This is a genomic window from Agarivorans sp. QJM3NY_29, assembly GCF_050870835.2.
Taxonomy (GTDB): Bacteria; Pseudomonadota; Gammaproteobacteria; order Enterobacterales; family Celerinatantimonadaceae; genus Agarivorans.
Genome location: NZ_CP194036.2, coordinates 2,410,630 through 2,433,274, shown reverse-complemented (window position 1 = coordinate 2,433,274; position 22,645 = coordinate 2,410,630). Strand labels below are relative to the sequence as shown.

General features: G+C 42.8%; 17 protein-coding genes and 6 tRNA genes. 12 read left to right on the top strand and 11 right to left on the bottom strand.

Annotated features, from left to right (window positions below; all coding sequences use genetic code 11):
- Positions 1–30 precede the first annotated feature (30 nt).
- Positions 31–1,986, top strand: coding sequence for an AAA family ATPase (locus ACRRS0_RS11145; protein ID WP_432453147.1), 1,956 nt, complete (start codon positions 31–33; stop codon positions 1,984–1,986).
- Between the two features lie 78 nt (positions 1,987–2,064).
- Positions 2,065–2,601 carry a bifunctional 3-hydroxydecanoyl-ACP dehydratase/trans-2-decenoyl-ACP isomerase gene (gene fabA, locus ACRRS0_RS11140; RefSeq protein WP_432453148.1) on the top strand — a complete coding sequence of 179 codons (537 nt, stop codon included), beginning with the start codon at positions 2,065–2,067 and terminating at the stop codon, positions 2,599–2,601.
- A 54-nt stretch (positions 2,602–2,655) separates the two neighbouring features.
- Here fabA and rmf read toward each other — a convergent pair whose 3' ends face one another.
- The 5 genes from rmf to rlmKL form a co-directional block, all read right to left on the bottom strand.
- Entirely contained in the window at positions 2,656–2,832 is a 177-nt protein-coding gene (gene rmf / locus ACRRS0_RS11135) for a ribosome modulation factor (protein ID WP_432453149.1), read from the bottom strand.
- A 147-nt stretch (positions 2,833–2,979) separates the two neighbouring features.
- Positions 2,980–4,809 (bottom strand): DUF3466 family protein, encoded by a 1,830-nt coding sequence (locus tag ACRRS0_RS11130; RefSeq protein ID WP_432453150.1) that lies wholly within the window; start codon positions 4,807–4,809, stop codon positions 2,980–2,982.
- Positions 4,806–6,698, bottom strand: coding sequence for an ATP-binding cassette ATPase Uup (gene uup / locus ACRRS0_RS11125; RefSeq protein WP_432453151.1), 1,893 nt, complete (start codon positions 6,696–6,698; stop codon positions 4,806–4,808). Before uup ends, ACRRS0_RS11130 begins: the two co-directional genes overlap by 4 nt.
- Complete coding sequence (locus tag ACRRS0_RS11120) at positions 6,692–6,931, bottom strand: glutaredoxin family protein (protein ID WP_432453152.1); 240 nt, start codon at positions 6,929–6,931, stop codon at positions 6,692–6,694. Before ACRRS0_RS11120 ends, uup begins: the two co-directional genes overlap by 7 nt.
- Positions 6,932–6,935: 4 nt before the next feature.
- On the bottom strand, positions 6,936–9,032 hold the full coding sequence (rlmKL, locus tag ACRRS0_RS11115; RefSeq protein ID WP_432453153.1) for a bifunctional 23S rRNA (guanine(2069)-N(7))-methyltransferase RlmK/23S rRNA (guanine(2445)-N(2))-methyltransferase RlmL: 2,097 nt from the start codon (positions 9,030–9,032) through the stop codon (positions 6,936–6,938).
- 159 nt (positions 9,033–9,191) lie between these two features.
- Here rlmKL and ACRRS0_RS11110 point away from each other — a divergent pair.
- The 6 genes from ACRRS0_RS11110 (at position 9,192) to ACRRS0_RS11085 (ending at position 10,088) form a co-directional block, all read left to right on the top strand.
- Positions 9,192–9,268: transfer RNA gene (locus ACRRS0_RS11110), tRNA-Met, on the top strand.
- A gap of 87 nt (positions 9,269–9,355) precedes the next feature.
- Positions 9,356–9,432 (top strand) — tRNA-Met (locus ACRRS0_RS11105).
- Positions 9,433–9,519: 87 nt separating this feature from the next.
- A tRNA-Met gene (locus ACRRS0_RS11100) sits at positions 9,520–9,596 on the top strand.
- Between the two features lie 87 nt (positions 9,597–9,683).
- Positions 9,684–9,760: transfer RNA gene (locus ACRRS0_RS11095), tRNA-Met, on the top strand.
- A gap of 87 nt (positions 9,761–9,847) precedes the next feature.
- Positions 9,848–9,924, top strand: a tRNA-Met gene (locus ACRRS0_RS11090).
- An 87-nt stretch (positions 9,925–10,011) separates the two neighbouring features.
- A tRNA-Met gene (locus tag ACRRS0_RS11085) sits at positions 10,012–10,088 on the top strand.
- A 426-nt stretch (positions 10,089–10,514) separates the two neighbouring features.
- On the opposite strand, the gene ACRRS0_RS11080 is transcribed toward ACRRS0_RS11085, so the two are convergent.
- The 6 genes from ACRRS0_RS11080 to ACRRS0_RS11055 form a co-directional block, all read right to left on the bottom strand.
- On the bottom strand, positions 10,515–10,931 hold the full coding sequence (locus tag ACRRS0_RS11080) for a hotdog fold thioesterase (RefSeq protein WP_432453154.1): 417 nt from the start codon (positions 10,929–10,931) through the stop codon (positions 10,515–10,517).
- Entirely contained in the window at positions 10,928–13,978 is a 3,051-nt protein-coding gene (gene ydiJ / locus ACRRS0_RS11075; protein WP_432453155.1) for a D-2-hydroxyglutarate dehydrogenase YdiJ, read from the bottom strand. Before ydiJ ends, ACRRS0_RS11080 begins: the two co-directional genes overlap by 4 nt.
- A 209-nt stretch (positions 13,979–14,187) precedes the next feature.
- The gene (astE, locus tag ACRRS0_RS11070; protein WP_432453156.1) at positions 14,188–15,237 is read right to left on the bottom strand and encodes a succinylglutamate desuccinylase; all 1,050 of its coding nucleotides are present in this window, start codon (positions 15,235–15,237) and stop codon (positions 14,188–14,190) included.
- A gap of 101 nt (positions 15,238–15,338) precedes the next feature.
- The gene (locus ACRRS0_RS11065; protein WP_432453157.1) at positions 15,339–17,813 is read right to left on the bottom strand and encodes a glycogen/starch/alpha-glucan phosphorylase; all 2,475 of its coding nucleotides are present in this window, start codon (positions 17,811–17,813) and stop codon (positions 15,339–15,341) included.
- Positions 17,814–18,308: 495 nt separating this feature from the next.
- Entirely contained in the window at positions 18,309–19,958 is a 1,650-nt protein-coding gene (pgm, locus tag ACRRS0_RS11060; protein WP_432453158.1) for a phosphoglucomutase (alpha-D-glucose-1,6-bisphosphate-dependent), read from the bottom strand.
- Between the two features lie 40 nt (positions 19,959–19,998).
- Positions 19,999–20,559 (bottom strand): replication initiation regulator SeqA, encoded by a 561-nt coding sequence (locus ACRRS0_RS11055; protein WP_432453159.1) that lies wholly within the window; start codon positions 20,557–20,559, stop codon positions 19,999–20,001.
- 185 nt (positions 20,560–20,744) lie between these two features.
- Between ACRRS0_RS11055 and ACRRS0_RS11050 the strand changes: the two genes are divergently transcribed.
- From ACRRS0_RS11050 to fldA, 4 genes are read left to right on the top strand one after another with little or no spacing between them, the layout of a single operon-like run.
- A complete protein-coding gene (locus tag ACRRS0_RS11050; protein ID WP_432453160.1) occupies positions 20,745–21,512 on the top strand; it encodes an alpha/beta fold hydrolase in 768 nt (255 codons plus the stop codon).
- A gap of 55 nt (positions 21,513–21,567) precedes the next feature.
- Positions 21,568–21,789 (top strand): DUF2788 domain-containing protein, encoded by a 222-nt coding sequence (locus ACRRS0_RS11045; protein WP_432453161.1) that lies wholly within the window; start codon positions 21,568–21,570, stop codon positions 21,787–21,789.
- Positions 21,790–21,808: 19 nt separating this feature from the next.
- Positions 21,809–22,087, top strand: coding sequence for a LexA regulated protein (gene ybfE / locus ACRRS0_RS11040; RefSeq protein ID WP_432453162.1), 279 nt, complete (start codon positions 21,809–21,811; stop codon positions 22,085–22,087).
- 21 nt (positions 22,088–22,108) lie between these two features.
- A complete protein-coding gene (fldA, locus tag ACRRS0_RS11035; RefSeq protein ID WP_432453163.1) occupies positions 22,109–22,636 on the top strand; it encodes a flavodoxin FldA in 528 nt (175 codons plus the stop codon).
- The last annotated feature ends 9 nt before the right edge of the window (positions 22,637–22,645 follow it).

The window sequence follows — 22,645 nt, the reverse complement described above, 5'->3', positions numbered from 1 at the left end:
TGACGACTAATATTTTATGGGAACACCAACTTGACCAACTTTGAAATACCGCTCGATAAACTACAGCCTACATTTAATTTGGCTAATGTGACTCCCAATAGTCATCACCAATGGGCAGACTTAATGCCTTTGGCAAAAGCAAGCTTTGATTATTTTTTGTCACAAGATCCTAGTCTGCCTCTCATGCTATGCCAAGCAGCCAGTTACCTACAACATCAGTCAATACTTCAAGCCCTGTTGCGCTCACCAACCATAACCAGCGCGCCTCCATCAAACTATGTCATGTTGTACCGGCCAAAAACGCCCTATCAGCCCAGTTATTTTCAGCTTAAAACAGGCTCTCTACCGTTATTTAAGCAACTCATGCAACAACTAAACGAACTCATCAGAGCTGAGCCAGCATCGAGCATAAGCGTACAAGCTGAAGCCAATGAGTCGCTATTTATACAGCTACACAGCTGCCAGCAACAACTCGGCTTAGTTGATGCTGTTCAAGACTTATATCATGCTTTAATTGAACAACAGCCGGCGAATGATATTTCAGCTTATTACAAAGTTTGGCAAAGCCAACATCAGCCAATACTGTGTCCAGAGTTTTCAAGAGCTGCTCTGTTTGGCTCAATTCGCAGTGGTAGCTCTGCTGCCGATTTAACAGGCATCGACTTAGGTTTGTTCCAACAATCTCCGCACGGTGTATTTGTGCTCAATAGTGATGATGTTATAGCAGATCCCGGATTGTGGTTTGAATTAAAGGCTTGCTTAAAATCATCCCGTTTGGATTGGTCTCGAGCGAAGAGTCACAAAGCGACAATGATACCAGAAGCCTCAGACTTCAAACCGAAGCTCGTATTACTCGGTGAGCCGATGGCTATCTCTGCTCTGTTAGAACTCGACCCAGAAATATATCAACTCAGCTTGATTGAAACCGAACTACCCAGTGAAGTTGAACTAAACAGTGTCAATATCGAAGCCTATCTAAGTCAGATTAATGCTACGCTGAGCGATACGAAACTAGCACCACTCGATGCTAAACTTTATACTTCGGTACTTGGTTATGCCTCACGCTTGTGTGAACATAACGACTTGCTCAGCCTCGATATTCTCCACATCATCAAGCCACTTCGTTTATTGGCCCATTTACAGCTGAACCATAATGCCGAGGGCTTCGCCAGCGCATTAAATACACTACATAGAAACATCAATAGCCAGCAACAATTTAGTGATCTAGCTTATCGAGATCAACAAACTAAGATTGAGCTTTCTGGTGAAAAAATAGGTCAAATCAATGGCTTATCAGTTATTGACTTTAACGGTCTCGGTTTGTCTTTTGGAGAGCCAATCCGGATCACTGCGACCGCTCACCAAGGCGAAGGTGATTTTACCGATGTTGAACGCAAAGCTGAGCTCGGCGGCAATATTCATGCAAAATCCATGATGATTATTCAAGGTTATCTCAGCGAGTTATTTGCCAAAGAACACCATTTCCCGCTGTCTGGTAACATCGTATTTGAACAATCTTACCATGAGATCGATGGTGATAGTGCCTCAATGGCGGGCGCTTTGGTGATGATGAGCGCATTGGCGAACCTTCCCATTAAACAAAGCTTCGCCGTAACCGGAGCGCTCGACCAAAAAGGTAATATTCTCGCAGTTGGTGGGCTTAACGAAAAAATTGAAGGCTTCTATCGGATAGCTCAACAAAGTAAGATTGCAGGCCCCTTTGCATTGATACTTCCCCAAGCCAACCTTAATCAGTTAAATTTGAATCACGATGTGATACAGGCCTGCACTCAAGGTAAACTTAAGTTGTTTGCTATTGAGCATATTGAACAAGCCGTTCAGTTACTCTTTAATCAACCTGCCGGTGATCTATATGATGCGCAAAGTGTCTATGGACAGATCCATAGAAACATTCATCCTGAAGGCCAAAACAACAGTTTTTTCGCTTACTTACTTAGAAAAATACTCGGCGTATTCAAACTCTAACAAATTTATTAGTCATCGGACTTGTTTAGCGCACACCTGTTCGCTAAAGTAGCGGCAAATTTTTTAAAGGTTTAAATCATGACTCAGGTTTCACAAAAAGATCTAGGTAAAACTAGCTATGAACGCCAAGAATTACTCGACTGTAGCCAAGGTCTTTTATTTGGTGAAGGAAATAGTAAGCTTCCTGCCCCCAATATGTTAATGATGGATCGCATTCTCAAAATTAGTCATGAAGGTGGTGAATTTGGAAATGGTGAAATTATTGCCGAATTAGATATTGATCCAGATTTATGGTTTTTTGGTTGCCACTTTCCTGGCGACCCAGTGATGCCAGGTTGTCTCGGGCTCGATGCGATGTGGCAGTTAGTTGGGTTTTTCTTAGGTTGGAGTGGCGGTCCAGGAAAAGGACGAGCTCTGGGTGTTGGTGAGGTTAAATTTACTGGACAAGTCTTACCCACAGCAAAGAAAGTGACCTATAAAATCCAAATGAAACGCGTAATCATGCGCAAATTAGTGATGGGTATTGCCAATGGTGTTGTAGAGGTCGATGGGCGAGAAATTTATTCCGCAAATGACCTGAAAGTTGGTTTATTTACTGACACATCAAGCTTCTAAGTAAATCATCTCCTATAAAAAAGCCCTGTTAACCAACAGGGCTTTTTTTATTCATTAATGATTGTCTAATCCTGAAACGCGTTCTTCAAGCGCCTCGCGCCATCCTCCGTACCAATGCCCTCTCGCGTCAACTCCTCCGTACGGACAGGTCTCCTTAGAACGACCAGATAACCCTGCTTGATAACCTTTGGCATGCGCTCTTTCTAAACGATCGCGTTTTTGTCTTTTCATAGACTATTCCTCATCAAGATCAGAAAATAAACCAGCGGTCCGTTTAGGACCACCGTTCTACTATCGCCTATCGTTTTACAAAGATCAAAAACAAATTTTTAAGTATTCGCTAAGCATTTGATCTTTTTGTTACAACCAACAAAAAGATTAACGTTTTTTGAAGCGTCTCACATAAATTAAGGGTAATAACAATAAACCAAACCAAGAAACGCCTGCACCTTGGCGCTCATAAGACGCTTCTTCAAGCATTGGGCAACTAGCAATATCATTGATATCAGTGACTACAGGGTTACGCTCTAAACGCAGTAACACGGGTCTCGGATTAACACCATGAATAAGGTCATCCGGTGTTTCGTAGTGATACCCACTCGCGTAAACAGTGCCGTCATCGAGGATTTGAGAAGCATACTCAATCCGATATAGTGGCATCCGTGGTTGTCCGTCTTGTTCATAACAAGTTAAGGAATTGAGGCTCCAGTTATAGGTACTTTCACCATTCTTATAACGATCAAAATCTAGCAAAATTGCACTCTGCCAACGAGTCGTACCACTATAAGAAGGCTGTTCTTCACCATCCGCATCAACCCAACCGACAATCAAATTATCATTATTAATATCACTAAATTCGCTATTAGCGCCATTAAATGGCAAGTCACGCAGTGGCCAAACCACTTGTTGATAAGAACTAGAAGCTTGATCATTATCATAAACAAAAGCTTCTACTGGGCGATTACGTGATTTCACTTGCGTATAACGCAAGTTGCCAACCATCAATTCCGCATCATTAACGGCATTTGCCCAAGTATGTGAGACCGAGTCTTCAAAGTCTGCACTATCACCACCGATGTTAATGTTAGGGATTTGATTTAGTGAATAACTTCCATCGTCATTTGCGCTATAAAATACCGCTCGTCCGCGAGAACCTACGGTTGAATCATAAACATCGTCAGAAGAGATCCCAACAAATATATCCGCATGACTGTTGTAGTCCTTGATGAAATTATAATTGGGTGCATCGCCATATTGAGAACGAACGTAACCTTCAACCAAGGGCACGCCTTCCACCGCATCGCCATCGTCGGCGTTAGTAATATCCCACACCCAAGCCTGCGTATTAAAACCAGAACAGCGATAATAATAATCCTGGTCACCAGTTTGACATTCGCCAAAACTATCGCTATTCGAGTAACTAACACTACTCAAACCAATCACAAGCGTCTTACCGTCTTTCTGAATGACTTGTAAACCCGACGAAACACCACCTTTGTCGCTACTCAATTGTCCATCACTACTAAATGGCGTTGGTAATAAAGTAATTTTGGCATCGTCACTAAGGCGCAGCGCAAACCCGCGTTGAATAAACTCTCGAGTATAGACCGAGCTAGAGCCATTACTAAAAGGTGCGGAATCGTAACCGACAGCCCAACCAAGCGAACTATTAATTCGATTCACTCGAGTATCTGTCGTATAAGTTTGCTGACTACTATCGTCAAAAATGAACAACTTATCGTTAACGGTGTCCCAGGTCGGGATCTCACTGTTAGTTCCGTTAAGGTGAGCCCCTGTGACATTGCGCTGCGCAATGAATGCTAATACATTAGACTTATATAAGACCGAGGCTTGATTAAATAAGCGATGTCGATAGGTACCATAAAAACTATTGTCACCTTCAAAAAACAGATCACATACTTCTACAGCATATTGACAGCCGTAGTCAAAACTAGTGCGGTCGGAGAAATCATAAAAACGAAATGGGCTACGAAAAGTTAAGGCATTGCCCGCAACATACTCCCCATCCTCACTAACAGCGGTGACATTAAAACTGCTATTCGCTTCTGCTAAGCCATTCGCCATTTCAATAGGAATTTCTTCAACCAAATAGTACGCCTCAACTTGCGCGGCATGGACCATACCAGCAGAAAGTAATAAGGGCGCAAATACCAGCGATAACGAACGATTAATAATAGACTTCTTCATGAATTTTTTAATTCTTCCAATTCTTCCCAACGTGAATAAAGCACTTCTAATTCTGTTTCAGCTTCATTCAGTTGGCTTAGGGTGGTCTGAACCAAACTTTGTTCTAAACTATAAAACTCTGGCTCATTTACTTGTTTTTGTAGCTTTTCGAGTAAGTTTTCGGCAGCTTCTAACTTTTGAGGCAATTGGTCAAGCTCAAGTTGTAATTTATAAGATAACTTTTTAGTGGGCTTAACACTACGGCTACCCACTTCTGTTTTCTGTACCGAGTTGCTGCGTTGCCCTTGCTGGTGTTGCTCGATATAAGTCTGTACTTCCGAATAGCCGCCGACATAAGTATCGACTTGCCCTTCACCGGGAAAATACCAAACATGACTGGCAGTATTATCGATGAAACTTCGATCGTGACTCACCAACAGTACAGTACCCGGATATTGGCTCACTAATTCTTCCAATAACTCCAGCGTTTCGACATCGAGATCATTGGTTGGTTCATCAAGCACCAATAAATTTGCTGGTTTTAAAAATAGCTTGGCGAGCATCAGGCGATTTTTTTCACCACCAGACAATGCCTTCACCGGGGTAAACGCACGTTTGGGGTGAAACAAAAAATCTTGTAAATAGCCCATCACATGGCGCTTCCCACCATTGATCTCGACCTCCTGTTTACCACCGGCCAAATTATCGATAAGTGTTTTCTCGGGATCAAGTTCTTGGCGATATTGGTCAAAGTACGCAACACTGAGTTTTGTGCCTACCTTCACATGACCGCTGCTTGGCTGCAACTGGCCGAGTAATATCTTAATCAATGTAGATTTACCACAACCATTGGCACCCACAAGGGCAATTTTGTCACCGCGCATCACCAATAAATCAACCGGAGAGATAATTGGCTGTTGATTAGGGTAACTAAAACTAATGTTCTCGGCTTCAAAGACTATTTTCCCTGAACGCAAACCATCATCGATTTGCATCTTGCTGGTACCCAAACGGTTAACCCGCTCTCCACGCTCGTTACGCATTGCCTTAAGTGCACGAACGCGCCCCTCGTTACGGGTTCTACGGGCCTTAATACCTTGACGGATCCAACTCTCTTCCTCGGCGAGGCGTTTATCGAATAAGGCATTTTTCTCTTCTTCAACCCGCAACCATTCGATTTTACCTTCGAGATAGGCATCATAGTTACCGGGCCAAGAAGTGAGAACGCCACGGTCAATATCTACAATCCGCGTGGCAATTTTTCGAATAAATGCTCTGTCGTGACTAATAAAGACAATGGTGCCTTTAAAGTTAATCAAAAAATCTTCTAACCACTTAATTGTCGTGATGTCTAAGTGGTTCGTGGGTTCGTCTAGCAACAAGATATCCGGCTCACCGGCCAAGGCTTTAGCCAATGCAACTTTACGTAGCCAACCCCCAGATAAACCCTGTAAAGGCTTATCACCATCCAATTTCATGGTTGTAAGTACTTTTTGGATTTCACTATCAAATTGCCAGCCATCAACGACATCAATATGATGCTGAACATCTTGCAAACGTTTTAGTAATTTTTCATCACTACCATCCCCAATATGGTTAGCTAGGTGATGAAACTCACTGAGCAACTTACCGATATGTGGCTTACCTTCAGCAACATAATCAAAAATACGTTGATCACTGGCTTGCGGCGGATCTTGTTGTAATCGAGTAATCACAACATCATTCACCAACTGCCGTTGCCCAGAATCGAGTAATACGGCACCTTCAATCACTTGTAATAAAGAGCTTTTACCTGCACCATTACGGCCGACCAAACATACTCTTTCTGACTTATTAATTTGTAAATTGGCTTTGTTTAGCAGAGGTGTATCACCATAAGCCAAAACTGCATCTTGTAAGTTAATTAACACGTACAACTCTCTATAAATTGCTCTAACTGACTCGCATCAAAAGGCCAGCTTAACTGTTGCTGGCTAGGCACATGACACAGCACCGGAATACTATAGCGAAACTGCTCAGTCAGAGCTTCATCATCAATAATATCTTGTTCACTCAGTTCGCTGATATTAGGACTGGCTAATATCAATGCTTTGGCATCTTCACACAAATGACAACCATCGGTACTGTATAACACCCAAGTCATAGCGCTATTCCTTGTGGATCATCCAACAATTGTGGATATGTTTATTGCGTTCGAAATCTGCAGATAAAGACTTCGAGGAGATATTTTCCAGGCTCAAACCATGTTTAACTAAAGCCTCTTGGTCAAGCTTAAAGTGACGTTTATTATTGGAGAATATTAAATCCCCCCCCTTATTAAGCAAGCGCGCCACCGACACAATCAAATCAACGTGATCTTTTTGAATATCAAATACTTCATCCATTTTCTTTGAGTTAGAAAATGTGGGCGGATCAAGAAAAATCAGATCCCAGCGCTGAGATATTTGGGTTTTTAACCAGGCCATACAATCAGCACGAATAAACTCGTGTTTATTGATTGGCAATTGGTTTAAACGGAAATTATCTTTGGCCCAGTTCAGATATGTATTCGACATATCAACTGTGGTGACCTTTTTAGCCCCCCCTAAAGCCGCATGCACACTTGCCGAGCCCGTATATGCGAACAGATTAAGCACGCTCTTCGCTTGACTGTGTTGCTGAATATAATGCCGCATATTTCGATGGTCCAAAAAGAGTCCGGTATCGAGATAATCGGTTAAGTTAACGTAGAACTTAGCTCCATACTCTTGTACCACAACCCGCTCTTTTTCATCGCTATGACGTTGGTATTGTTGTTTCCCTTTTTGCTGAGCACGTTGTTTAATCACCAGCTTATCGTTGTCCACTAAACCGCTTTGCAAAAGTCCGGTAAGCAAATCCAGCAAGCGTCTGCGAGCCTTGTTAGGATCAATGGTTTTTGGAGCTCGATACTCTTGGACAATCATATAATCGTCGTAACGATCAACTGCAACATTATACTCGGGTAAGTCTGCATCATATAAGCGATAACAGCTGATCTGCTCGCGTTTAATCCACTTTTGTAACTTTTTTTGATTCTTGATTAAACGATTGACAAAATCAGCCGCATATTGGCGATTTTCCGCTTGACCACTTTCGGCAATTTGATAAATCTTTAATACACAAGCCAACGAACCATTGAAAAACTTATAGGTTTTATCGGCACGTAAGCGCAAGTAATCAAGTAATTCGGGCGCACCGGTAAATAGCGATAAACGCCAACCACCGTAGTTTTGTCTAACGCTGGCACCAAAAGAAAGAAACAAGCCAATCAATTTGGTTAACTCACCTAATCGCTCCCCATAGGGGGGGTTTGACAAAATTAGCCCTGGTTCACTCGGCGCTACAGGCAAATTGGCAGCATCATGTACATGTACTGAAATCAACTTATCTAAACCTGCACGCTCGATATTGGCTTTGGCTATCGCCACCATTCGTTTATCAATATCGTAGCCAATCAATTTTTGTTTACAATTAGCCAAGCCAAGTTCAGCTCTCGCTTGCGCATCGGCTTTAATATCCCGCCAAGCAGACGCTGCAAAATTACTTAAACGTTCGAAGCCAAACTGGCGCTGTAGACCCGGCGCGACATCGGCAGCCTGCATCGCCGCTTCAATCAGTAAGGTTGCCGAGCCACACATCGGATCGATGAGGTATTTTTCTGTCCAAGCACTTCTTGTGACCAAGGCTGCGGCAAGGTTTTCGCGTACCGGAGCCTCACCCTGTTCGGTTCGATATCCGCGTCTATGTAAGCCACTACCTGATAGATCTAAAGAAATAGCCAAATGTTTACCTGCGATCCGCACCACGATCCGCGCATCTTCATCTATCTTGGCAACATTAGGCCGAGTACCGCAGTTCTCTTTATATTGGTCGACAATAGCGTCTTTCACTTTCAATGCGCCAAACTGACTATTGTCTATGAAATGATTGGTGCCACTACAATGCACGGAGAAGGTTTGATCGACACTAAAGTACTTATCCCAAGGCACTTGATAGGCACTATCGTATAAGTCATCTACTTTGTCCGCTTGGGTTTCCACCAAACGTAACAGGATCCGCGAAGCAAAACGTGTCCATAAACATATTTTATAAGCGGTAGGCCAATCACAGGTAAAACTCACACCCGCGACGGTTTGTTTGCAGTTGTCGGCCCCTAAGGCCACTAACTCATCTAAACATAAGCTTTCTAAACCTTTAGCGGTCGAAGCGAAAAAATCTGCCATTTTGATACTCAATTAAATTAACCCAAGGATTATACCTGTTTTAACGAGGATCAGTAGTAAAAGGGGCTTTCGGACAAATATTCGGCAGTTGGTTAAGAACAGGAAATTATCTCTTGTAATCTAAGCGAGCTCTGCGTAATATCCGCACCTCGTTACGGACGCGGGATGGAGCAGTCTGGTAGCTCGTCGGGCTCATAACCCGAAGGTCGTTGGTTCAAATCCGGCTCCCGCAACCAATTTCTACTTCGGTAGCGATTGACTAGTTTGAATAGCTAGGCCAAATAATTATTCACTATCACTTAACTTTTATAGTTAAGACCGGACGCGGGATGGAGCAGTCTGGTAGCTCGTCGGGCTCATAACCCGAAGGTCGTTGGTTCAAATCCGGCTCCCGCAACCAATCTCTACTTCGGTAGCGATTGACTAGTTTGAATAGCTAGGCCAATTAATTATTCATTATCACTTAGCTTTTATAGTTAAGACCGGACGCGGGATGGAGCAGTCTGGTAGCTCGTCGGGCTCATAACCCGAAGGTCGTTGGTTCAAATCCGGCTCCCGCAACCAATCTCTACTTCGGTAGCGATTAACTAGTTTGAATAGCTAGGCCAATTAATTATTCACTATCACTTAACTTTTATAGTTAAGACCGGACGCGGGATGGAGCAGTCTGGTAGCTCGTCGGGCTCATAACCCGAAGGTCGTTGGTTCAAATCCGGCTCCCGCAACCAATCTCTACTTCGGTAGCGATTGACTAGTTTGAATAGCTAGACCAAATAATTATTCACTATCACTTAACTTTTATAGTTAAGACCGGACGCGGGATGGAGCAGTCTGGTAGCTCGTCGGGCTCATAACCCGAAGGTCGTTGGTTCAAATCCGGCTCCCGCAACCAATCTCTACTTCGGTAGCGATTAACTAGTTTGAATAGCTAGGCCAATTAATTATTCACTATCACTTAGCTTTTATAGTTAAGACCGGACGCGGGATGGAGCAGTCTGGTAGCTCGTCGGGCTCATAACCCGAAGGTCGTTGGTTCAAATCCGGCTCCCGCAACCAATTTTTGCCCAATCAAATCCCTTTTTATTTTGACTCGTTCGCTTTCCCTAATATGAATCCGGAAAACTCTTAGCACAAATCAACAGCTTCAATGCTGCCTGGCCACACAGCAAAACTAGTTAAAGACTTCGAACGGCCTCCTTCTATTTAATATTTTCTAATACTAATCTGACTCATTATATGATCAACTTATTGCGCAGAATAAATCTGCCGATAACTAGGCATGGAGCGCAGTCACTGGTGGCTCTCATGACAAGATACATGACGCAGTTAGCGGTGATTCAGACAAGCAAGAATCAAGCGATAATGAGTTCGATTGCTATAATTTACTGCGCAAACTCCCCTTGCCTGGTTAATCGATGCGGTGCATTCCCATGATGATGTTGTTCGCAGTTCTCAAGAGAAGGACTGAACCGTCTGGCGAGCTTAGCTTGACTTAACCATCACCGTGAGACGGGAACTACAGACCAATTGCTGCTGTTGAGTAATATTGATCTGCCAAACTTGAATCGATTTGCCTAACTGGATTGGCTGAGCTTTCGCTGTGACCTCGCCATTCCTAACCGCTTTAATATGATTCGCATTAATTTCCAAGCCGAGTACCATTGCGCCGTCCCCCGCAACACAATAGGCCGCACAACTTGCAATACTTTCAGCAAGAACCACGCTAGCCCCGCCATGTAACAAGCCCATAGGTTGCTTTACTTTGGCTGTCACAGGCATCGTTGCCACCAAATAATCGTCACCAATCTCGATAAACTCAATACCTAAATAAGCGAGCATGTTGCCCTCGCCCATGGCATTCAGCTTTTCCAGAGACATCGGTAACTGCCATATACTCAAACTAAAATCTCCAATAATATCTGCAGCGGATGTTTTGGTTTGTGACCTTCGATGCGTTTCACCTGGCTACGACAAGAATAGCCAGTCACCATAATACGTTCTACCGGTAAAGTTGCCATTTTATGTTTCCAGCTTAAATCATAAATCGCTTTAGAAGTTGCCAACTGCTTGGCATCATGACCATAGGTACCAGCCATTCCACAACAACCAACAGCAACATCTTGCAGCTGAGCATCGAAGTATTGAAATACCTGTTGCCACTGAGCAAAAGCATCTGCTTTTAATGCTTTTTCGGTACAGTGACCAAATAAGTACCACGGCTCATGATCACTCACGCCAAAGCTCAAATCTTGAGAAACTTGAACCTGCTGCAGCCATTCTTGAACAACTTGAACCTCAAAGTTGCCGCGTTTATCTCCCAAAGCATGCAAATATTCGTCGCGATAACACAATACCAAGGCAGGCTCTACGCCCACCATTGGTATATTTAATTCACTCACCTGATTCAAAAAGTCAGCTGAAGTTTGCGCAGATTTTTCAAATTTACTTAAAAAGCCTTTAATATGCTGAGGTTTACCATTGGGCTTAAATGGTAACAATACCGGATTAAACCCTAATTTCTGGGCTAACTTTATAAAATCTTCCACCAATTCCGCTTCATAAAAACTGGTAAAGGGATCTTGTACAATGAGTACTGTACGTTGCTTTTGTTGCTCGCTTAAATTTTGCAATATTTTATAGTCATACTGACTAACTAAGGATTCGGGGATCCGTTGTTTTAAGGTTGGAAAACTAAGCTTGGGAATATCAACCATACCAATGGTTTTGGTCACCAAGGCGTCGACCCACTGCGGTGCCATCAACTGATTAAAGAGTCTTGGCGCTTTTGCCATCAGTGGAGCATAGCTTTCAACATAAGCAACAAAATAATCTTTAATGGGTCGTAGATAACGGCCATGATAAATATTTAGGAAGCGCGAACGAAAAGTCGGCACATCAACCTTAATTGGACAGCCCGTAGTACAGGCTTTACAAGCCAAACAGCTTTGCATCGCATCATATACTTCATGGCTATAGTCATACTCACCTTTACTCTTGGCGATGCTATTTCGAATTTTTAACAACAAATTATCCGGAGCAACAAAGCGAGTTTTGAGTTTTTGCTCTTGCTCTAATGGATCTATTTTTAAGTTCGCTAATTGCCGTAACCATTCGCGCATCAAACCCGCACGACCTTTGGGAGAGTAGCGTCGGTCTCCTGTTGCTTTAAAAGATGGGCACATCGGGCTAGCCGTATCATAATTAAAACATAAGCCATTACCATTACAATCCATGGCATTTTTATAGCTATCTCTTACTTCAATGGCGATCTCTCGATCGTATTGACCTCGTTTTGTGCCATCAACTGAGACTAAATGCTCGTCGCTGTGTAAAGGAGTACAGATTTTTCCGGGATTAATTTGGTTATGCGGATCAAAGGCGGCTTTGATTTTACGTAATTCTGCAAATAGCTCATCCCCAAAAAAATCGGGACCATACTCCGACCGAAAGCCTTTACCGTGCTCTCCCCACATTAAGCCTTTGTATTTAGCGGTTAAGGCAACCACTTGGTCAGAAATTTCGCGCATCAAAATTTCTTGCTGAGGATCGCACATATCCAAAGCAGGGCGAACATGCAATACGCCAGAGTCAACATGGCCAAACATGCCGTATTGTAAACCTTTTGAGTCCAATAACTCGCGGAACTCAGTAATATAGTCAGCGAGGTTCTCTGGTGGGACGCAGGTATCTTCGGTGAAAGCAACAGGCTTTGCAGCACCATCGGTATTCCCCAGTAAACCTACAGCCTTTTTACGCATATTGTAAATCGCGTTGATGCTGGTTAAATCGTCACAGCGTTGAAAACCAATCACTCCAAGTTCGCGAGCGTCAGCTTGAGATAGTATCGCTTCCAGTGCCGCAATTTTTTGCCCTTGAAGTTCAATATCGTTTTCGGCAAACTCAACAATATTAATACCTTGCAGATCATGCTCTGGTACATCTCGGATCAATTCTTTTACACTCTCCCAAACGACATCTTGGCGAGCAAGATTAAGCACTTTCGAGTCAACCGTTTCGACCGATAATGCTTGAGCAGCAACCAAACTGGGGGCGTGCTGTAGCGCTGAACTAAAGGCATCATACTTAACCGTAATTAGACTTCTGAATTTGGGAATTTCGGTTAAATCAAGTGTAGCTTCAGTAATGAAAGCTAAAGAGCCTTCAGAGCCACATAAGATACGCGTTAAATCGAGGCTATCACTCTGCGCATGGTAGGCATTTTTTAAATCGTAGCCAGTTAGAAAACGGTTTAACTTAGGAAACTTATCTTCTACGAGCTGCCGTTTATCGATACAGGCATGCTTGACCGCATCAAATATAGGACGAAGCGAAGGACGCTGCTGATCAAGCTGATCAACAGCTAATCTGCCGGTTTTTAGTTCCTCACCATTGGCCAACACCGCAATGAGCGACAATACATGATCACTGGTTTTGCCATAAACCATCGAACCCTGTCCTGAGGCATCAGTATTGATCATGCCTCCAAGAGTTGCCCGATTACTGGTCGAGAGTTCCGGCGAGAAGAATAAACCATGGGGTTTTAAAATTGCATTAAGTTGGTCTTTTACGATGCCAGTCTGCACTCTCACCCAACGTTGTTCAACATTTAGCTCTAATACCTGGTTCATAAACTTGGACAAATCAACCACAATACCTTCGGTTAAAGATTGACCGTTGGTACCAGTACCACCACCACGCGGTGTTAATTTAATACTTTCAAAAGACGAAGCTGAAGCGATCCGACAAAGCTGCTTGATGTCCGCAGTGCCTTTCGGGTACACCACCGCTTGTGGTAAATACTGATACACCGAGTTATCTGTCGCCACAGACAAACGACTCGCGTAAGAGGTTGCTATCTCACCAGTGAAAGATGATTGTTCAAGTTTTTGTAAATAATCTAAATACAGAGACTCAAGAGAATTTTTAGGGCTTAACTTCGGGATCATAAATCCGTTGTCCCAACACAAGGTATTAAAATTTGACGGGATTATATCACGCCAAAAAGCCCTTCTGCATGCCTTTCGTTGTAACAAATCAATCATCTAAAAATCATTTAAACAACAGCGCTTCCTGTTAAGCAGATGGTTGAATATAAAAATTTAACTCTGTAGAAATCAAACCTGATTATATATCATTCAACTCTCTTGCAAATTTATTAAACCAGCTTCCCAGAAACATACGCCCGGGAAAGCGACTGACGACTCATTTTTTTTACCAACAGAACTGCGCGTTGACCGATGGCAACTTTATCATTTGGAAAAACTATTGCTTTCGGACCGTCCTCAATAACGATATTGTTTACGCCATCACGGGCTAATAAATAGCCACTTGGATACTCACTAAAATTGGCTTGTTCTGGGCTAAAATTAAACCGAAATTCTGAACTGGTTTTTTCAATCACATCGCTCACTTCAAACAGCTGAGCCTGCTCAGCTTGAAAATTCCATATATCCAATGGCTCAGCACTCATTAAACGAATCAGGCTGCATTGTAAGTCAGCCAAGTTTGACAAATCATTTTCCCCAAAAGGCTGGACTTTACCCAATTCCACGGTAAATGCTATTGCGCCATGAACAAAACTACTGTGGAAACTAAATGTTGCCGCTGCTTGATTTGAGAATAATACGCAATTTACACCACAGGCTTGTAACAGCGCTAAGCTACTAAGCTTCCAAGCTTTTGCATGAGTGTAAGGGTAAACTGCAAACTTAGGGTATTTGGATGCGCGTATTGCGGTGTGTAGATCAAGATGATAACGCGTCAGCTTAGGATATAGCTGGTAAAAATCCGCCACCATTTGTTCCAGTTGTTTTGCCCGATTCACTTCATAACATACCGGGTACTGTTGATATTGTCCGGTAAACAAACGATTGAGGTTCACCGATAATTCTCGTTTTGCTTCAATCATGGCTGGCGGATTTCCCAAAATAATTAAAGTCGGTTGAGAAATAAGCCATTGCTCGCTCAATATCTGAGAAGCCAAAACATCTAAACACTCAATCGGCGCGGTTTCATTACCATGGATCCCCGCAGATAAAATCACCACCCGCTGGGCAGTCGTCTTCGGTTCAAATAAAAATAACCCTGCTCCCTTCACTGTAACCTTGGTTTTATTCTGCAAGTAAAAGCTAAAGGTATCTGTACTTCGTGGTGATGCGAGCGTATAGGCCAATATACCTTGTTTTAATAATGCGGTTTTTGACACATCTCATCCCTTCATTTCTGTTAAGAACAACACAGTATGCGGTTTTTATAGACATAAAAAAAGGGAGACCAAGTCCCCCTTTTGTATCTCATAAACTGAGCTTAGTTAGGCAAGACTTTTTCAAGATGCCAGATACGATCAACATAATCTTCAATTGAGCGGTCAGAGTTAAATTTACCGACAGACGCTGAGTTGATAATTGCTTTACGTGCCCATTCTTTTTTGTCGCTGTATAGCTTATCAACTGCGATATTTGCTTCAGAGTAAGACGCAAAATCAGCCAAGCATAGGTAAGGGTCACCACCTTCTAACAGGCTGTGCTTAATCGCTGACAACTCACCTGGTGCGCCAGGCGTAAAGAAGTCAGTTTCTAACCAATCAAGAACCGCTTTCAATTCTGGGTTACCGTAATAGTAATCCCATGGATTGTAGCCAGCTGCTTTAAGTGCCTTCACCTCGTCACAATTTAAACCGAAGATGAAGATGTTGTCTTCGCCCACTTCTTCAGCAATTTCAACGTTCGCACCATCAAGAGTACCTAAAGTTAATGCACCGTTCAGCGCAAATTTCATGTTACCAGTGCCGGAAGCTTCATAGCCGGCAGTAGAAATCTGCTCAGAAACATCTGCAGCTGGGAATAATTTTTCAGCCAGTGTAACCCGGTAATTTGGTAGGAATACGACTTTCAACTTACCTTGAATACGCTCATCGTTATTAACTTTATCAGCGATCTTGTTGATAGCGTAAATGATGTCTTTAGCTAGCTTGTAACCCGGTGCCGCTTTCGCACCGAAGATGAACACACGTTTGTTCATTTCATAATTAGGATTTTCCAACAAGCGACGGTATAGGGCCAAAATGTGTAGCACGTTTAGATGCTGACGTTTGTACTCGTGAAGACGCTTGATTTGAATATCGAAAATCGCATTTGGATCGACTTCAACATCACATAGCTCTTGGATTACTTTAGCCAGTTGAACTTTTTTGGTGTGTTTAATATCCATGAATTGCTTCTGGAATTTAGCATCATCCGCAAAAGCGTTGGCTTTACTCAATAAAGTCAGATCACGAGGCCATTGATCGCCAACTAAGTCGGTATACATACTAGCCAACTCTTCATTACAAGCGAGCAACCAGCGACGAGGCGTGACACCGTTTGTGACGTTTTCAAAACGTTCTGGCCATAATTCACTGAATTCGGGGAATAGATCCTGTTTTACCAATTCAGAGTGCATTGCTGCCACACCGTTGGTTTTGAAACAAGTGACAACACATAAGTAAGCCATGCGGACCATCCGTGTTTCACCTTCCTCGATGATAGACAAATGGCGCTTCATTTCATCGTTACCAGGCCATTTTGCTTCAACTTGATCTTCTAAAAAGCGACGGTTGATTTCATAAATGATTTCAAGGTGACGAGGTAAGACTTTCTCGAACAAGTAAACAGCCCATTTTTCTAAAGCTTCAGGCAATAGAGTGTGGTTAGTATAAGCGAAGGTTTCGCTACATACTTTCCAAGCGTCGTCCCATACCAGCCCTTCTTCATCGATCAGAATACGCATCAATTCAGGAATAGCGACAGTTGGGTGAGTGTCATTTAACTGGATTACCGCTTGCTTAGAAAACTGTGAGAAGTCGGTGTGATTACGTTTATAACGACGAATAATATCTTTCAGTGAACAAGCACAGAAGAAATATTGCTGAATCAAGCGAAGCTCTTTACCTTGTTCACTTTCATCATTTGGATAAAGTACTTTAGAGACCGCTTCGGCTTGAGATTTCTCCGCCTGAGAATCGATATAACCACCGGCATTAAATACATCCCAATCAAAGAAGTCAGCGGCTTTAGATTCCCACAAACGTAATACGTTCACAGTTTTAGCCTCGTAGCCAACCACTGGAATATCCCATGGCACACCTTTAATTTGACGACCCGCGTGCCAAACTTTACGCATTTTGCCATCTTCACCGAATACGGTTTCTACATAACCGTACAAAGGGACTTCCTGAACTGACTCTGGACGGCAAATTTCCCAAGGATTACCATACTCGCGCCAGCTATCGGGGCGTTCAATTTGGCGACCGCCTTGAATTTCTTGACGGAATAAACCATGTTCATAGTGAATGCCATAACCGACCGCGGGGTAATTTAAAGTCGCTAAAGAGTCAATGAAGCAAGCCGCCAAACGACCTAAACCACCATTCCCAAGGGCCATGTCTGGTTCTTCATCGCAGATGTCATTAATATCTTTGCCTAAATCGCTCAACGCATCGCGAGCGGCTTCGAAAACACCAACATTATGCAGATTGTTGACCGTTAAACGACCCATCAAGAATTCTAAAGAAAAATAATGAACAGCCCTTGAATCATTTTCTGCATTTGCTTTTGAGGTTTCAGTTAAACGCTCAAAGACCAACTCGTTGACTGACGAACATGTTGCTTTCCACCACGCCTTATTATTAGCGCGTCCTTCGTCAGTACCGAGCGTACTGCGCAAATGCTTCAGGATTGAATCTTTAAATTGCTCTTTCGATAACGCTAATGCGTTTTTTGCTTTTGCCTTTTTAGCGGCCATGTGGATTTCCTTTGTATCTAACCTTTGTGGTGACATCTTCAAACGTAGCATCAGTTGGTTAACCGAACAACAAATGCTAGTCGTGAATTTCAAGTGCCCGGAAAAATTTCCAAGCTCATGTTACCGATGCAAACGAATATTATATACGTTCGACATCACATTTAGTTAAAAAAGCCTCTCGCAACACTAAATTTTTATGCATTTATTTACAAAAGTACATTTTAACTAAAAGAACTGAAACGAAGTGTAAAGAAAACCCTAGAAAAGCCTAGAGCTTGAAAATGCTTTCATTGGCAAATCACAAAAAATGTTGATCGGAATCAATTAATACGGGGTCTTGGGAGCAGGTTTAAATACATTTTCAGCTTGGTTATTGTAGGAGCACTTTGTAACAAGAATATTACAGCTTGTGCAATTTAATACAGCTGGCATACGTTTTCATCGAATAAAAAGTCACACCATATGAATTTAAATTCACATGGTGTGACAGCGGCCTTATAGACCAGCTTTCGCTAAGGCCGCCGAAACGATGCTTTGGGCTTCTTGTTCTATCTGGGCTAAATGTTGTTCACCCTTAAAACTTTCCATATAGATCTTATAGATCGCTTCAGTGCCCGAAGGGCGTGCCGCAAACCAACCATTCTCGGTGACAACTTTAAGTCCTCCGATAGCTGCATCATTACCCGGAGCACGAGTCAACTTAGCGATGATCGGCTCGCCAGCTAAAGTTTGAGCTTCCACCATGGCTGGATCAAGTGCGCTTAGTACTGCCTTCTGCTCGATACTCGCAGGTGCATCAATACGTTTATAACAAGGTTCACCAAATTGATTGACAAAAGCTTGATAGTGTTCACCAGGATCCTTGCCTGTAACTGCAATAATCTCGGCAGCCAGCAGGGCTAAAATGATGCCGTCTTTATCAGTACTCCAAACGCCACCATCTTTGCGAAGAAAAGAAGCGCCAGCACTTTCTTCTCCACCAAAAGCAATACTGCCATCGAACAAACCATCAACAAACCACTTAAAGCCAACTGGCACTTCTTTTAACTCGCGGCCAAGTTTTACGGCAACACGGTCGATCATTGAACTGGACACTAGTGTTTTGCCAATAGCGGCAGTGGCAGGCCATTGCTCGCGGTGAGAAAACAGATAATCAATGGCGACCGCTAAATAATGGTTAGGGTTTAACAGACCACTGCTTTTGGTGACAATACCATGGCGATCATAATCAGGATCATTGGCAACCGAGACATCAAATTTGTCTTTAAGCGCAATTAAACTCGCCATCGCATAAGGCGACGAGCAATCCATACGGATTTGACCGTCTTTGTCCAAAGTCATAAATGAGAACGTCGGATCTACCCGTTTATTAACAACTTCAATATCTAAACCGTAAGTCTCGGCAATCACAGGCCAATAAGCAATCCCACTTCCACCAAGAGGGTCAACACCAATTTTAACTTTTGCTTTAGCAATCGCATCCATATCCAATACATTGGCTAGATCGTCTACGTAAGGTTTGATGTAATCAATCGCTTCAATTGACGGCATTTTAATCGCAGCGTCGTAGCTTAAACGTTTCACGTCTTTTAGATCATTGGCTAAAATTTCGTTGGCCCGATCTTGTACAAGCTTGGTCACGTCACTATCGGCGGGGCCGCCATTTGGCGGATTATATTTAAAGCCACCGTCTTCTGGTGGATTGTGAGAAGGTGTAATCACTACGCCATCTGCTTGTTCTTTACCTAAACGATTGTAGGCCAAAATCGCATGTGAAATAACTGGCGTTGGGGTATAGCCCAAGCCTTCCTGATAGCGAACCTCAACACCATTCGCAGCAAACACTTCAATTGCCGAGCAAAATGCTGGTTCAGATAAAGCATGAGTATCCTTACCTATATATAGAGGACCAGTTGTGCCCTGCTCTGCCCTATATTCTGCAATCGCCTGACTGACCGCCAAAATATGGTTTTCATTAAAAGCCCGCTGACTCGAACTTCCGCGGTGTCCTGATGTACCAAATGCCACCTGCTGTTCGCGTACATTCACATCGGGTTCAAGCAAATAATAATCTGCGACCAGACGTGGGATGTTTGCTAGGTGCTCAGCCTGAGCTGGCTTACCTGCTAAAGGATGAATAGCCATTAATAGCGTCTCCGTTGCTTAAGTTATAAAATAAAAAAGTTTAGAGCGCCTCGCATACACGCTCTATTTGTATTGCTTGCAAGCCCATCTCACTAGCGACATGCTGAAGAATGTAACGTTTTCGGGCTGTATTAGTATTGGTGATCACCCAGTAAGGGCTGGCAGGAATGGCTTGGGGCTTACTCGTTTTCCCAGAGGCTAACAATGTTTCTTTCGCTTGAGAAAAGTACTCCCGCTTACTCCCCTTAATCACACAAGCTTTAGCAAAACGAGAGTGGTCTAAGCAGTAAAGTTGAGAGAGTAACGCTAAAAATCGTTTGGTGGAGCTGCCCGCTTCTGCGATACCAGAAAAATCAAATTCAACATGCTGTATAGAAGAAATAACTTTATCCGCTTCGACATCTTCGCCCATCACTGGTTCTGCTGGCACAGACGGTAGTGCTTGAGAACCAACGCGAGCATCATTTAACTCTGAGCTGGCATTTAATTGGGATTGTGCATCCAGTAAGCGTCTTAAGATATCAGAGGCGCTTTCGCCGATGTGCTGAGTTTGTCCCGCAATGTATAAATACAAGTCATCTTCAATTTCTATAGTCTTCATTGCCATTTTATTTATAAAGCCAGATTAAATATGGATTTATTATACATAGCAAAGTTAATAACTCATCATTAATCCCTTATAAGTCTATTAAAAGCTGAAATTTTGCCCACTAAACTCACCTTTTAGGGCTTGTAGATACGAGGAGAGATAGGCAGACTAGTCGACGAATGAGCAGAGGGTAAATTTTGAAATTGCACTACAAACAACAAGGAACGGGCTACCCCGTTTTACTAATTCATGGCCTATTTGGCAGCTTATCTAATTTAGGTATATTAGCGAAACATTTGCTTGAAAATGATTATCAAGTGATTAGTGTTGATGCGCTCAATCATGGCTTCTCACCACGCAGCGAATCAATGAATTACCAAACCCAAGCGAATAGCATAAAAGATCTATGCGACCAACTGGCGATTGAGCAATGTGCTATTGTCGGCCATTCGATGGGGGGGAAAGTCGCAATGGCCACCGCCCAGCTTTACCCTGACCTGGTGTCTGCAATTGTGGTGGTAGACATTGCACCTGTCGCCTACCAACATAACCACCAAGCGGTATTTAGCGGTTTAAACAGCTTTGATGTAGCCACCGTAACCAGTCGAAGCGAAGCTGACCAATTGTTAGCCCACTATATTAATGAACCAAGTGTTAGACAATTTCTGCTTAAGTCCTTAATTAAAGCAGAAAATGGTTGGACTTGGTTATTTGATGTCCAACGATTATCTCGGTGCTACCACAACATTATTGACTGGGAACCTTTAGGCGTCTTTAATCAGCCTTGTTTGTTTATCAAAGGACAAAATTCGGATTATATTGTTAGTCAGCAGCAACTCAGTACCGTACAACAGTTCCCCAAAGCTGAATTAAAAGTAATAACGGCGACCGGACATTGGCTACATGCCGAAAAACCTGCTACTTTCAATCGTTTGACTGAGCGTTTTTTAGGCACGCATATTTAACACCTCGCTGTGCTTTGTGATATAGTGCGCGTCGAATTTTCTCCCGAGGATAGCCATGTTTGCTCAATACATCGATCAAATAGAAAGCCTTGCCTTAACGATTGGCTTTGTTATTTTATTTTTTCTTATTGGCATGGCTATTCAAGATGTACTCAAAAAAGGCAATGTTCCCCCCTTCGGCCGCGCCGTTGTATGGTTAGTATTGTTTTTAGGATGTGCAGGCTTTGTCGCAAAAGGCTTAATTCAGCTATCTTGGGAAGGTAGTGGTTTAGGCTAAACGGTTGTTTCTAAAAGTAATGGCAAAACAAAATACAGATCGAACCACAATTGATCTATTTGCGAGCGAAAAAAGAGTGGGTCGGCCAAGAACCAACCCCTTAGAACGCAAAGATCAATTGAAAGCCAACAAACGAAATCAACTTAAACGAGATCGTGCAAATGGGCTTAAAAGAATAGAATTAAAAGTTGAACAACACCTATTCGAAAAACTGAATCAATTAGCTGACGAATCAGGTATTAGCAGAAGTGAATTGATTGAAAAAATATTGAATAGTCAATTTTCAATAAATCAATAGTTTGTAATACAGGTGAAAAATATGGCAAGCGTAGGTATATTTTTTGGCAGTGACACCGGCAACACCGAAGCCGTTGCACAAATGATCCAAAAAGAGTTAGGTAAAAAACTAGTTGAAGTGAAAGATATCGCCAAGTCGACCAAAGAAGACATTGATGAATTTTCACTGATCCTATTAGGGATCCCCACTTGGTATTATGGGGAAGCACAATGTGATTGGGATGATTTTTTCCCTGACCTGGAACAAATTGACTTCTCAGAAAAACTGGTTGCGATCTTCGGCTGCGGCGACCAAGAAGACTACGCTGAGTATTTCTTAGATGCGATGGGTACCATCAACGATATCGTCGTGAATAAAGGTGCTACCGTTGTTGGACATTGGCCAATTGAGAGTTACGATTTTGAAGAATCTAAAGCCTTAGCTGACGATAAACATTTTGTAGGCTTAGGCATTGACGAAGATCGCCAGCCGGAGTTAACTCAAGAACGCGTGAAAGCTTGGTGTCAGCAAGTCTACCAAGAGATGTGTTTGGCTGAGTTAGAAGATTAAGTGACTGGG